Origin of the sequence: Burkholderia aenigmatica (assembly GCF_902499175.1) — a bacterium.
Classification (GTDB): domain Bacteria; phylum Pseudomonadota; class Gammaproteobacteria; order Burkholderiales; family Burkholderiaceae; genus Burkholderia; species Burkholderia aenigmatica.
In genome coordinates this window covers 38,440-50,199 of the sequence record NZ_CABVQC010000068.1, presented here as the reverse complement: position 1 = coordinate 50,199, position 11,760 = coordinate 38,440, and the positions used below count along the sequence as shown (strand labels likewise).

Sequence of the window (11,760 nt, the reverse complement as noted above, 5' to 3'; positions counted from 1 at the left end):
GGCGGCACCGCCGGAACGCGCTGCCGGACGCGCGGCGGGCTCGGGCGGCGCAGCGCGCGGCACCGGTTCGGCCGGCACGGCCGGTTCGTCGCTTCGCTGCGCAACGGCAGCAGGCGGCTCGGGTTCCTTGTGGACGGGTGCCGGCCTGTCGCCGGCCGGCTCTGCTTGCGGTGCTGCGGCCGCCTGCGGCTGCGGCGTCTCGATGACGGGCGCGTCAACCGGGGCCGGCGCAGATGCCTGCACGGCAGCCGGCTTCACGGGCGGCTTGCCTGCTTCGTCGCCGGACTGCACCGGCGCTACACGCACAACCGGCGCCGCGGGTGCAGCCGGTGCAGCAGCTTGCGGCCGCGCTGCTTCGACAGGTGCGGCCGATACCGGCTTCGCCGAAGCGGCCGATGCCGCCACCACGCGCGGCCCCGGCACCGCACGCGGCACCGCCGGCTGGCCACCCGGCGCACTGCCGGCGGCAACCGCCGGCTCGAACGCGAGCATCCGCAGCAGCGTCATCGTGAAACCGGCGTATTCGTCCGGCGCCAGGCCGAGCTCGGCGCGACCGACTGTCGCGATCTGATAGAACAGCTGGACCTGCTCGGGGCTCAGCGTCTCGGCGAAGCGGCGCAGGTCGCTCGCTTCGGGCCATTCGTCGAGCACCGAACCCGGCGCGAACTGCGCCCACGCGATCCGGTGCAGCAGGCTCGCGAGGTCCTGAAGCGCGGTCGAGAACGACAGGCTGCGCAGCGACATCTCGTCGGCAATCGCGAGGATTTCCGGGCCGCTGGCCGCGGCAAGCGCGTCGAGCAGACGCACCATGTAAGTCTGGTCGAGCGCGCCGAGCATGCCCGACACGGCCGACTCGGTCACCTCGTTCGCCGAATACGCGATCGCCTGGTCGGTAAGCGACAGCGCGTCGCGCATGCTGCCCTGCGCGGCACGCGCGAGCAGGCGCAATGCTTGCGGCTCGAACGTGATCTGCTCTTCGCCGAGAATCCGTTCGAGATGCGACACGATGTGCCCGGCCGGCATCTGCTTCAGGTTGAACTGCAGGCAGCGCGACAGCACGGTGACGGGAATTTTCTGCGGATCGGTCGTCGCGAGGATGAACTTGACGTGCGGCGGCGGCTCCTCGAGCGTCTTCAGCATCGCGTTGAACGCGTGATTCGTCAGCATGTGCACTTCGTCGATCATGTAGACCTTGAAGCGCGCATCGACGGGCGCGTACACCGCGCGCTCGAGCAGCGCGGCCATTTCATCGACGCCGCGGTTGCTCGCGGCATCCATCTCGACGTAATCGACGAAACGCCCTTCGTCGATCTCGCGACAGGCGCGGCACACGCCGCACGGCTGCGACGTGACGCCGGTTTCACAGTTGAGTGCCTTGGCGAAGATCCGCGACAGCGTCGTCTTGCCGACACCGCGGGTTCCGGTAAACAGATAGGCGTGATGGAGACGCCCGCCGTCGAGCGCGTGCGTAAGCGCCCTGACAACGTGCTCCTGGCCGACGAGCGAAGCGAAATCCTTCGGACGCCACTTGCGTGCGAGAACTTGATAGGTCATCGGGAAATTGTATCAGTAACGCTGCGTCGCGCCGACACGCGAAACGGTACGGAAGACAGGCAACGCGCAGGTAAAAACGGAGTGTGATGCAGAAATAAAAACGCCCGGCGAACGGGGCGAGAAGGAAGGTGACGAGCCCAACCCTCGGCACTGGCGGGAAACGATTGTGGCTGCTTCGTTCCCGACCTGACCAGGTTCACCGCCCCACCATGCGAGGAGGCCCGTCACGACATATTCTATCACCGCTTCCGAACGAATGCGACCGTTTGTTCGCACCAATGCGAATTTGACCAGACAAACCGTCGTGCATCGGGCTGCACGATGGCTGCCCGAATCGAATCGCCTGCGCGCCCACCTCTTGTAATTTGCGGGCCGGCCTCCATCTGCTGGACACAACGGTCGAACGTCGCGTCGTACCCCTACTCGCGTAGCGGCTACTATCGCCGCCCGCAGCAGATAGCAATTTAGGCTAATATGACGCCCGAACGACCCGCGAGCCGCGGCATGCAGCGCTTACACCCCTCCTTTCCGGAGAGCGGAGTGACCTGCCGCAGCGGCCGGCAGCCCACGGCGGCCGGCGCGCCGCAACGCGCAAGCAGGCAGTCCCCGAACCGTAAGAGGTATTGACCCAATGAGCGAACAGATCAAACACATCAGCGACGCATCGTTCGAACAGGACGTCGTCAAGTCCGACAAGCCCGTGCTCGTCGATTTCTGGGCCGAATGGTGCGGCCCGTGCAAGATGATCGCCCCGATCCTCGACGAAGTCGCGAAGGACTACGGCGACAAGCTGCAGATCGCGAAGATCAACGTCGACGACAACCAGGCAACGCCCGCGAAGTTCGGCGTGCGCGGCATCCCGACGCTGATCCTGTTCAAGAACGGCGCAGCCGCTGCGCAGAAGGTCGGCGCGCTGTCGAAGTCGCAGCTCACCGCATTCCTGGACAGCCACCTGTAATACAGGCAGTTCCGCGGACGTGTTGTCAACCGGCAACACGTCCGGCATCAAGCCGCCGATCGCTCGCTCAAGCGCGAATCGGCCTATGCTAGAATTAAAAAACGTCTACAAGACGCATTTAAGTCTCTGAGCGCTTCCGCTCGCCCTCCTCCCTTTATTTCTTTCGTCGTCTCCTCCCTGGCGGGTTCTCCGTATGCATTTATCCGAGCTCAAGTCTCTGCACGTCTCCGAACTGATCGAAATGGCCAATGGCCTGGAGATCGAAAACGCGAACCGCCTGCGCAAGCAGGAGTTGATGTTCGCCATTCTCAAAAAGCGCGCCAAGACGGGTGAGACGATCTTCGGCGACGGTACGCTCGAAGTGCTGCCGGACGGCTTCGGCTTCCTGCGCTCGCCGGAAATGTCGTACCTCGCGAGCACCGACGACATCTACATCAGTCCGTCGCAGATCCGCCGCTTCAACCTGCATACCGGCGACACCATCGAAGGTGAAGTCCGCACGCCGAAGGACGGCGAGCGCTACTTCGCGCTGGTGAAGGTCGACAAAGTCAATGGGCAGCCGCCCGAGGCCTCGAAACACAAGATCATGTTCGAGAACCTCACGCCGCTGCACCCGAACAAGCCGCTGTCGCTCGAACGCGAAATGCGCGGCGAGGAAAACGTCACGGGCCGCATCATCGACATGATCGCGCCGATCGGCAAAGGCCAGCGCGGCCTGCTCGTCGCGTCGCCGAAGTCCGGCAAGACCGTGATGCTCCAGCACATCGCGCACGCGATCAAGCAGAACCACCCGGACGTGATCCTGTTCGTGCTGCTGATCGACGAGCGCCCTGAAGAAGTGACCGAAATGCAGCGCTCGGTCGCTGGCGAAGTGATCGCATCGACGTTCGACGAACCGGCCACGCGCCACGTCCAGGTCGCCGAAATGGTGATCGAGAAGGCCAAGCGCCTCGTCGAAATGAAGCACGACGTCGTGATTCTGCTCGACTCGATCACGCGTCTCGCTCGCGCGTACAACACCGTGATCCCGGCATCGGGCAAGGTGCTGACGGGTGGTGTCGACGCGAACGCACTGCAGCGTCCGAAGCGCTTCTTCGGCGCGGCGCGCAACATCGAGGAAGGCGGTTCGCTGACGATCATCGGCACCGCGCTGATCGAAACCGGCAGCCGCATGGACGACGTGATCTACGAAGAGTTCAAGGGCACCGGCAACATGGAAGTGCACCTCGAGCGCCGTCTCGCGGAAAAGCGCGTGTATCCGTCGATCAACCTGAACAAGTCGGGCACGCGTCGCGAAGAAATGCTGATCAAGCCCGAGATCCTTCAAAAGATCTGGGTGCTGCGCAAGTTCATCCACGACATGGACGAAGTCGAGGCAATGGAATTCCTGCTCGACAAGATCCGCCAGACGAAGAGCAACTCCGAGTTCTTCGACCTGATGCGTCGCGGCGGCTGATCCCCCCGCCCCGCACCAAAAAAACGGCCGCCCGCGCATTCTGCCCGGCGGCCGTTTTTCGGTGCCAACCTGAACGTGAACGTACAGGTTGATCTATAATCGCGTCATCGTCCAGACCAGATCCCCATCGCCCGATGCCGAACGACGCCTCCGCCCCGCTGCTGACCGTGAGCGATGCCGCATCGCGGCTCGGCGTCACGCCACGCACGCTGAAGTATTACGAAGAGCGCGGGCTCGTCACGCCGACGCGCAGCGAAGGCCGCTACCGTCTCTACGACGAAGCCGACCTCGAGCGCTTCGCGCGCATCCTGCGGCTGCGCGCACTCGGCTTCTCGCTGCACGGCATCACCGAGATGCTGAAGCGCCCGCTGGAAGAAACGGGCGACGGCCGGCGCCGCTATTCGGACGCGTCGCTGCGCGACATCCGTACCGGCCTGGCCGAGCAGGTCGACACGCTCGACCGGCGGATCGCGGCCGTCCAGCGCGAACTGAAGGAAGCCGTCGCACTGCGCAAGGAACTGCAGCACGACATCGACTACGTCGAACGGCGTCTTGCCGGCGAAAACGCCGATGCGTTGATCGCGCAGCGGCAGGCCGAAGCCGGCACGCGGCGCACGCGCAAGGATCGCGAATGAACGCGATGCCCGGTCGCCCGCCGCTATGGAGCCGCGCGAACCTGCGTGCGGACCTGTTCCCGTGGGCGCTCGCGCTCGTCACCGGCATCGACTACTTCGACAACGCGATCTTCTCGTTCTTCGCGAGCTACATCGCGGGCGGCATCAACGCGTCGCCCGACGAACTCGTGTGGTCGTCGAGCGCCTACGCGGTCACGGCCGTGCTCGGCATCCTGCAACAGCAATGGTGGGTCGACCGGCTCGGCCATCGCCGCTACGTCGCCGGCTGCATGCTGATGTTCTCGTTCGGCGCGATCGCGGCCGCGCTCGCCGATACGTCGCTCGAACTCGCATTCGCGCGCGGCTTCCAGGGGTATTTCATCGGCCCGATGATGGGTGCGTGCCGGATTCTGATCCAGATCAGTTTCAAGCCGCAGGAACGGCCGCCCGCGACGCGCGCGTTCCTGATCATGATCCTGCTCGGCAGTGCGCTCGCGCCCATCGTGGGCGGCCTGCTCGTCGCGCATTCGACGTGGCGCGCGCTGTTCGCGTGCTCGGCGCCCGCCGGCATCGCGTTCGCGATCCTCGCGCTGCTCACGCTGCCCGATTCGGGCCGGACACCCGACGACGAACGCGGCTCCGGACACTTCTGGCCGTATGTCGTGTTCGCGCTCGCGCAAGGCGCGCTGCAGATCGTGCTGCAGCAGGTGCATTACCAGCTCTACAGCGGCTCGCCGGTGCTCATCCTGCTGACGATCGCGGGGATCGGCGCGCTTGCGTGGTTTGCGTATCACCAGTGGAACCATCCGACGCCGCTCGTGCGGCTGCACGCGTTCCGCGAACGGACATTCCAGGTCGGGCTGCTGCTGTACATGTTCTATTACTACGAGTCGACGGGCTTCAGCTACCTGACGTCACGGTTTCTCGAGGGCGGGCTCGGCTACCCGGTCGAGAATTCCGGGCGGCTGGTGGGCACGATGTCGCTGATCTCGGCCACCGCGCTGTTCGCATACCTGCGCTACGCGAAATTCGTCACGCACAAGAAATGGTTCGTCGTACCGGGGTTCGCGATCGCCGTCACGGCCGCGCTATGGATGACGCGGATGACGCCGCAGGTCGGTGAAGCCGCGCTGATCGTCCCGCTGTTGCTGCGCGGGCTGCTGCTGCTCTTCATCGTGCTGCCGGTGGCCAACCTGACGTTCCGGATCTTCGCGATCGACGAATATACGCACGGCTACCGGCTGAAGAACATCGTGCGGCAACTGACGATCTCGTTCGCGACGTCGTCGGTGATCATCGTCGAGCAGCACCGGCTCGCCGTGCACCAGACGCGGCTCGTCGAGCGCGCGAACGTGTTCGATCCGCTGTTCCAGCAGACCGTCGACACGCTCACGCGCAGCTACGCGGCCGCCGGTCACGCACTGAACGAAGCGCACGCGCTCGCGATCGCATCGATCGCGCGGATGGTCGCGCAGCAGGCGTCGTTCCTCGCGTCGCTCGACGGCTTTTACTTCCTGGCGGGCGTGGCGCTCGTCGGCGGCCTCTTCGCGGCATGGCAAAAAGAGATCGATTGAGTTAAAAGACAGGCTTTGGATTTCCGCGAGCCGCCTTCATGCTCTCGAAACTGACCCGCTGGTTCGACGACCGCCGCCGCGACCGCGCGCTGCGCAGCCACCCGATCCCCGACGCGCTGTGGCAGGACACCGTCGAGCGCCTGCCGTTCCTCGCGGCGCTGGCGCCCGACGCGCTCGGCCAGCTGCGCGAACTGACGAGCCTGTTCATCGCGAAGAAATCGTTCTCGACCGCGCACGGGCTCGAACTGACCGACGCGATGATCGTCGCGATCGCCGCGCAGGCCTGCCTGCCCGTGCTGAATCTCGACCTGTCGCTGTACGACGGCTGGGTCGGCGTCGTCGTGTATCCGGGCGAATTCGTGATCCGCAAGACGGTGCAGGACGAGGACGGTGTCGTCCACGAAGTCGAGCAGGATGCGAGCGGCGAAGCCTGGGAAGGCGGCCCCGTGATCCTGTCCTGGGAAGACGCGCAGATGACGGACGGCCGCGACGCGTACAACGTCGTAATCCACGAGTTCGCACACAAGATCGACATGCTCAACGGCGCGGCCGACGGCTATCCGCCCCTTTTTCGCCGCTGGCACGCGCCGCACCTCGACGCGCAGGCCTGGGCCGACGTGTTCGAGCACGCGTACGACCAGTTCTGCGCGCGCGTCGACGCGGTGCCGGACCGCGCGTGGGCGCGCTTCGAGCGGGACTCGCTGATCGATCCGTATGCGGCCGACCATCCGTCGGAATTCTTCGCGGTATGCAGCGAAGCGCTGTTCGTGCGGCCAAAAGCATTCGAGTCCGAATTTCCGGAGCTGTACCGGCTGCTCGCGCGCTACTACCGGCAGGATCCGGCCGGCACCGGCGCGCTCGACGCACCCTGAAAATTATTCGTCAACCATCTGATTTTCTGGCATAATCGCCGTTTTTCGACCTTAGGCAAGTGGCTCGCGCCGGGCTTGGCGTCGTCTGGTTTGCGCAATCTGCGCGTTCCGGCACGGCAAGCGGCGGGTTGGCTACCGCTCTCACCAAGGAAAGACCATGAAAGAAGGCATCCACCCGAACTACCGCGAAGTCGTCTTCCAAGACATGTCGAACGGCTTCAAGTTCATCACGCGCTCGACGATCCAGACGCGCGAAAACATCGAACTCGACGGCAAGACCTACCCGCTCGCCAAGATCGAAGTGTCGTCGGAATCGCACTCGTTCTACACGGGTCAGCAAAAGATCATGGACACGGCAGGCCGTGTCGAGAAGTTCAAGAACAAGTTCGGCGTTCGCGCCAGCGGCAAGGCGAAGTAAGCTTCGCATTGCATCCGGTGGTTGCAACCCACCGGTGTCGCACAAAAGGGCAGCCCAGGCTGCCCTTTTTTGTCTCTGCTCGCCCGGCAGGCGCCAGCCGGCGCCCGGGCAACGACCTGACGCGCAACAGCGGGCGCGTCTACAATGCCGGATGCTCGAAACCGGCTCGACCGCGCGCATCCGCGCCGGCCACCCGCCCATAACAAATCGCTCATCTGCATGAAGCCTGTCGTCCGTCTCACCGCCTCCGCCACGCGCGCGCTGCCGCGCTGGCTGCTGCTCACGCTCTGCTTCGTCTACGCAGCGTTCGGCCTGTTCGGCCGCGACCCGTGGAAGAACGAGGACGCGGCGGGCTTCGGCGTGATGTGGACGATGGCCAAAGGCGGCTGGCACGACTGGCTGCTGCCGAACCTGGTCGGCAAGTACATCACGACCGACGGGCCGCTCAGCTACTGGCTCGGTGCGCTGTCGATCCGCGGCCTCGGCCCGTGGGTCGACGCGAGCAACGCGTCGCGTGTCGATACCGGCGTGCTGTTCTGCGTCGCGTGTGCATTCGTCTGGTACGCGGCCTACCTGCTCGGCCGGCGCGCCGAGGTCCAGCCGTTCAAATACGCATTCGGCGGCGAACCCGAGCCGCGCGACTACGGCCGCACGCTCGCCGACGGCGCGCTGCTGGTGCTCGTCGCCTGCTTCGGCCTCGCGGAGCGCGGCCACGAAACGACACCTCAGCTTGCGCAATTCGCGTGGATCGCGATGCTCGTCTACGGGATCGTGCGCGGCATCGACAAGCCGATGCAGGGCGCGCTGTGGTGGGGCCTCGCAATCGGCCTCGTCGCGCTGTCCGGCAACCCGGTGCTGGTCGTCGCCCTGCTCGCCGGTACGGCCGTCCTGTGGCTCGTTACGCCCGAGATGCGCAACCTGCGCCTGCCGCTCATCGGCGTGCCGCTCGCGGCCGCGATCTTCGCGCTGTGGCCGCTGGCAGCGTTCGTCGCGGCGCCCGACGACGCCGCATGGTTCTTCAACCAGTGGATCCACGGCAGCCTGATGCGCTTTTCGGGCCCGCCGACCACGGTGCTCGGCTATGCGGCGAAGAACCTGCCGCTGTTCACGTGGCCTGCCTGGCCGCTCGCGATCTGGGCGTGGTGGAGCTGGGCCGGCATGCGCCGCCGGGCGCACATCGCGATTCCGCTGTCGGTCGCCGTGCCGCTCGTCGCACTCGTGATCCTGCAGAGCCAGCAGTCGAACCGCATGTACATGCTGCTGCTGCCGCCGCTCGCAGTGCTCGCGACGTTCGCGCTGCCGACCCTCAAGCGCGGCGCGATCAACGCGATCGACTGGTTCGCGGTGCTGAGCTTCACGATCCTCGGCACCTTCGTGTGGCTCGTGTGGCTCGCGTCGCTCACGGGCTTCCCGCATCCGCTCGCGCGCAACCTCGCCCGCCTCGTGCCCGGCTACGAGCCCCACTTCAAGATCCTGTCGTTCATCTGCGCGGTGATCGCCACCGTGTGCTGGTGCTTCCTCGTGCGCTGGCGCATCTCGCGGCATCCGAAGGTGCTGTGGCGCAGCGTCGTGCTGTCGGGCGCCGGTACCACGCTGATGTGGGTGCTGCTGATGACGCTGTGGCTGCCGATCGTCAACTACGGCCGGACCTATCGCGATGTCGCCCAGCAGATCGCCGTGCACCTGCCGTCCGACTACGAGTGCATCTCGCCCGTGCGGCTCGGTGACGCGCAGATCGCGACCTTCGCGTATTTCGGCAACATGCGCTTCGATTTCTCCGGCGACTGCGACTTGATCCTGCGCCAGGACCATGCGGACTTCGGCGAGCCGAGCTCGATGTCGCAATACGTGTGGCGTCTCGTGTGGGAAGGCCGCCGCGTCGCCGACCGCGACGAGCGCTTCCGCCTGTACGAGCGCATCGAACGGCCGAAGACTCCCGTCAAGCGACGTCCGCCGCGCCGCCAGCCGGCCGATTGACGATGTTCGGCGACATCCGCCGGATCGTCGGTCTCGCGTGGCCGGTGCTCGTCGGCCAGCTCGCGATCATCGCGTTCGGCGTGATCGACACCGCGATGGTCGGGCGCTACTCGGCCGTCGACCTGGCCGCGCTCGGGCTCGGCTCGTCGATCTACATATCGATCTATATCGGCCTGACGGGCATCCTGTCCGCGCTGCAGCCGATCACCGGACAACTGTACGGCGCGCGGCGCTATGCCGAGATCGGCGAGGAAGTGCGCCAGGCGCTGTGGCTCGCGCTGCTGCTCGCGGTGCCCGGCTTTCTCCTGCTGCATTTTCCCGAGCCGCTGCTGCGCGTCGCGCACACGCCCGCCGCGCTGCACGACCGCACCGTCGACTACCTGCGCATCCTGTCGTACGGGCTGCCCGCCAGCCTCGTGTTCCGCATCTACAACGCGCTGACCAACGCGGCCGGCAAGCCGCGCCTCGCGATGATCCTGCAGATCGGCGCGCTGCTGCTCAAGTTTCCGCTCAACGTGTGGTTCATCTTCGGCGGGTTCGGCGTGCCCGCTCTCGGCGGCCCGGGCTGCGGGCTCGCGAGCACGCTGATCAACTGGGCGCTCGCGCTGATCGGCTACACGCTGCTCGCGAAGCTCGACGTGTTCGCGCCGCTCGCGATCTTCTCGCGCTTCTGCTGGCCGGTCTGGGAACGCCAGAAGGCAATCCTGAAACTCGGCGTGCCGATGGGCCTGTCGTACCTGATCGAGGTCACGTCGTACACGTGCATGGCGCTGTTCATCGCGCAATTCGGCACGACGACGCTCGCCGGCCACCAGATCGCCGGCAACATCGGCGCGGTGCTGTACATGACGCCGCTGTCGATCGGCGTGGCGGCGTCGACGCTGGTCGCGCGTGCGCTCGGCGCCGGACGGCCCGAGGAAGCCCGGCTGCTCGGCCGGCACAGCGTGATCTTCGCGTGCGGCATTGCCGCAACCTACGGCCTGCTCGTGTTCGTGCTGCGACCGCTGATCATCGGCGGCTATACGCCGAACCCGGCCGTCGCCGCGGCCGCGATGCCCCTCGTCGCGATCGTCGCGTGCTACCACGTCTTCGACGCGGTGCAGGTCACGTCGGCGTTCGTGCTGCGCGCCTACAAGGTCGCGGTCGTGCCGACCGTGATCTATGCGGTCGCGCTGTGGGGCGTCGGGCTCAGCGGCGGCTACGCGCTCGGCTTCGACGTGGGCGGCATCGCGCCCGCGTGGCTGACCGGCGCGCGCGGCTTCTGGTTTGCGAACACGATCAGCCTGGTGCTCGCGGGCGCCGGGCTCGTGCTGTATCTGCGCCACGTCAGTCGTGCGCATGCCTCCGCATCCGCCTGACGCGCCGCCCGTTACGTCTCCTCCAGCACGTCGGCCGCGTGATACGACGACCGCACGAGCGGGCCGGCGACGACTTCCCTGAAGCCGAGCAACAGCGCCTCGTCGCGCCACGCGGCGAATGCGTCCGGGCTCACGTAGCGCCGCACGGGCAGATGGTGCGCGGACGGCGCGAGATACTGGCCGAGCGTCAGCACGTCGACGTCATGCGCACGCAGGTCGCGCAGCGTGTCGCGCACTTCGTCGTCGCACTCGCCCAGCCCGAGCATCAACCCCGATTTCGTCACCAGCCCCGGCCGCACCCGCTTCGCCTGCGCGAGCAGTTCGAGCGAGCCGCGATAGTCGGCGCCCGGCCGCGCCGCACGATACAGCGATGGCACCGTCTCGATGTTGTGGTTGAACACGTCGGGCCACGCCGTCGACAGCGCCTCCAGCGCGCGGGCCACGCGGCCGCGGAAGTCCGGCGTCAGCACTTCGACGCCGATGCCCGGCACGCTCGCGCGCACCGCTGCGATACACGCGGCGAAATGCGCGGCGCCGCCGTCGCGCAGATCGTCACGGTCGACCGACGTGATCACGACGTAGCGCAGCCCGAGCGCTGCGGCCGCATCGGCCAGCCGCGCCGGCTCGTCGGGATCGAGCGGCTCGGGACGGCCGTGCGCGACGTCGCAGAACGGGCAGCGCCGCGTGCACAACCCGCCCATGATCATGAAGGTCGCGGTGCGCTGCGCGAAGCATTCGCCGATGTTCGGGCACATCGCCTCCTCGCAGACGGAATGCAGCCGATGGTCGCGCAGCACGGCCGCCATGTCGGCGACCGCCGCGCTCATCATCGGCCGCGCGCGCAGCCACGGCGGCTTCGGCAACGCCGCGCCGGTCGCGGGCTCGACGCGCACCGGAATGCGCGCGAGCTTGTCGCGGCTTCGCGCGCCCGGTTGGCCGAGCGCCGTGAGGCTGGGTCGTTCGAGCGCGGCGGCCATCG

General features: G+C 66.6%; 10 protein-coding genes and 1 other RNA gene. 8 read left to right on the top strand and 3 right to left on the bottom strand.

The features are described from left to right. Together dnaX and ffs are read right to left on the bottom strand one after the other, a co-directional pair. Positions 1-1,554 (bottom strand): DNA polymerase III subunit gamma/tau (gene dnaX / locus BDO18943_RS34255; protein WP_175025755.1); only part of this gene is annotated, 1,554 nt, incomplete at its 3' end. Positions 1,555-1,681: 127 nt separating this feature from the next. After that, positions 1,682-1,780: signal recognition particle sRNA small type (gene ffs, locus BDO18943_RS34250), an RNA gene on the bottom strand. 405 nt (positions 1,781-2,185) lie between these two features. Here ffs and trxA point away from each other — a divergent pair. The 8 genes from trxA to BDO18943_RS34210 all read left to right on the top strand — a co-directional run bounded on the left by trxA (position 2,186) and on the right by BDO18943_RS34210 (position 10,781). Further along, the gene (gene trxA / locus BDO18943_RS34245) at positions 2,186-2,512 is read left to right on the top strand and encodes a thioredoxin TrxA (protein ID WP_006402348.1); all 327 of its coding nucleotides are present in this window, start codon (positions 2,186-2,188) and stop codon (positions 2,510-2,512) included. A 193-nt stretch (positions 2,513-2,705) separates the two neighbouring features. Further along, a complete protein-coding gene (gene rho, locus BDO18943_RS34240) occupies positions 2,706-3,968 on the top strand; it encodes a transcription termination factor Rho (RefSeq protein WP_006478662.1) in 1,263 nt (420 codons plus the stop codon). 134 nt (positions 3,969-4,102) lie between these two features. Continuing rightward, a complete protein-coding gene (locus BDO18943_RS34235; RefSeq protein WP_175025754.1) occupies positions 4,103-4,603 on the top strand; it encodes a MerR family transcriptional regulator in 501 nt (166 codons plus the stop codon). Continuing rightward, on the top strand, positions 4,600-6,156 hold the full coding sequence (locus BDO18943_RS34230) for an MFS transporter (protein ID WP_175025753.1): 1,557 nt from the start codon (positions 4,600-4,602) through the stop codon (positions 6,154-6,156). The genes BDO18943_RS34235 and BDO18943_RS34230 overlap by 4 nt, the downstream gene beginning before the upstream one ends. 38 nt (positions 6,157-6,194) lie before the next feature. Next, positions 6,195-7,028, top strand: a complete 834-nt coding sequence (locus BDO18943_RS34225) for a M90 family metallopeptidase (protein WP_175025752.1) — start codon at positions 6,195-6,197, stop codon at positions 7,026-7,028. Positions 7,029-7,185: 157 nt separating this feature from the next. Further along, positions 7,186-7,446 (top strand): type B 50S ribosomal protein L31, encoded by a 261-nt coding sequence (locus BDO18943_RS34220; protein ID WP_006753671.1) that lies wholly within the window; start codon positions 7,186-7,188, stop codon positions 7,444-7,446. A 144-nt stretch (positions 7,447-7,590) separates the two neighbouring features. Further along, positions 7,591-9,423 carry an ArnT family glycosyltransferase gene (locus BDO18943_RS34215; protein WP_089450618.1) on the top strand — a complete coding sequence of 611 codons (1,833 nt, stop codon included), beginning with the start codon at positions 7,591-7,593 and terminating at the stop codon, positions 9,421-9,423. Positions 9,424-9,425: 2 nt separating this feature from the next. Then, entirely contained in the window at positions 9,426-10,781 is a 1,356-nt protein-coding gene (locus tag BDO18943_RS34210; RefSeq protein WP_175025751.1) for an MATE family efflux transporter, read from the top strand. A gap of 11 nt (positions 10,782-10,792) precedes the next feature. Here the strand turns inward: BDO18943_RS34210 and lipA are convergent, their stop codons facing one another. Continuing rightward, the gene (gene lipA, locus BDO18943_RS34205; protein ID WP_175025750.1) at positions 10,793-11,758 is read right to left on the bottom strand and encodes a lipoyl synthase; all 966 of its coding nucleotides are present in this window, start codon (positions 11,756-11,758) and stop codon (positions 10,793-10,795) included. Positions 11,759-11,760: the final 2 nt, after the last annotated feature.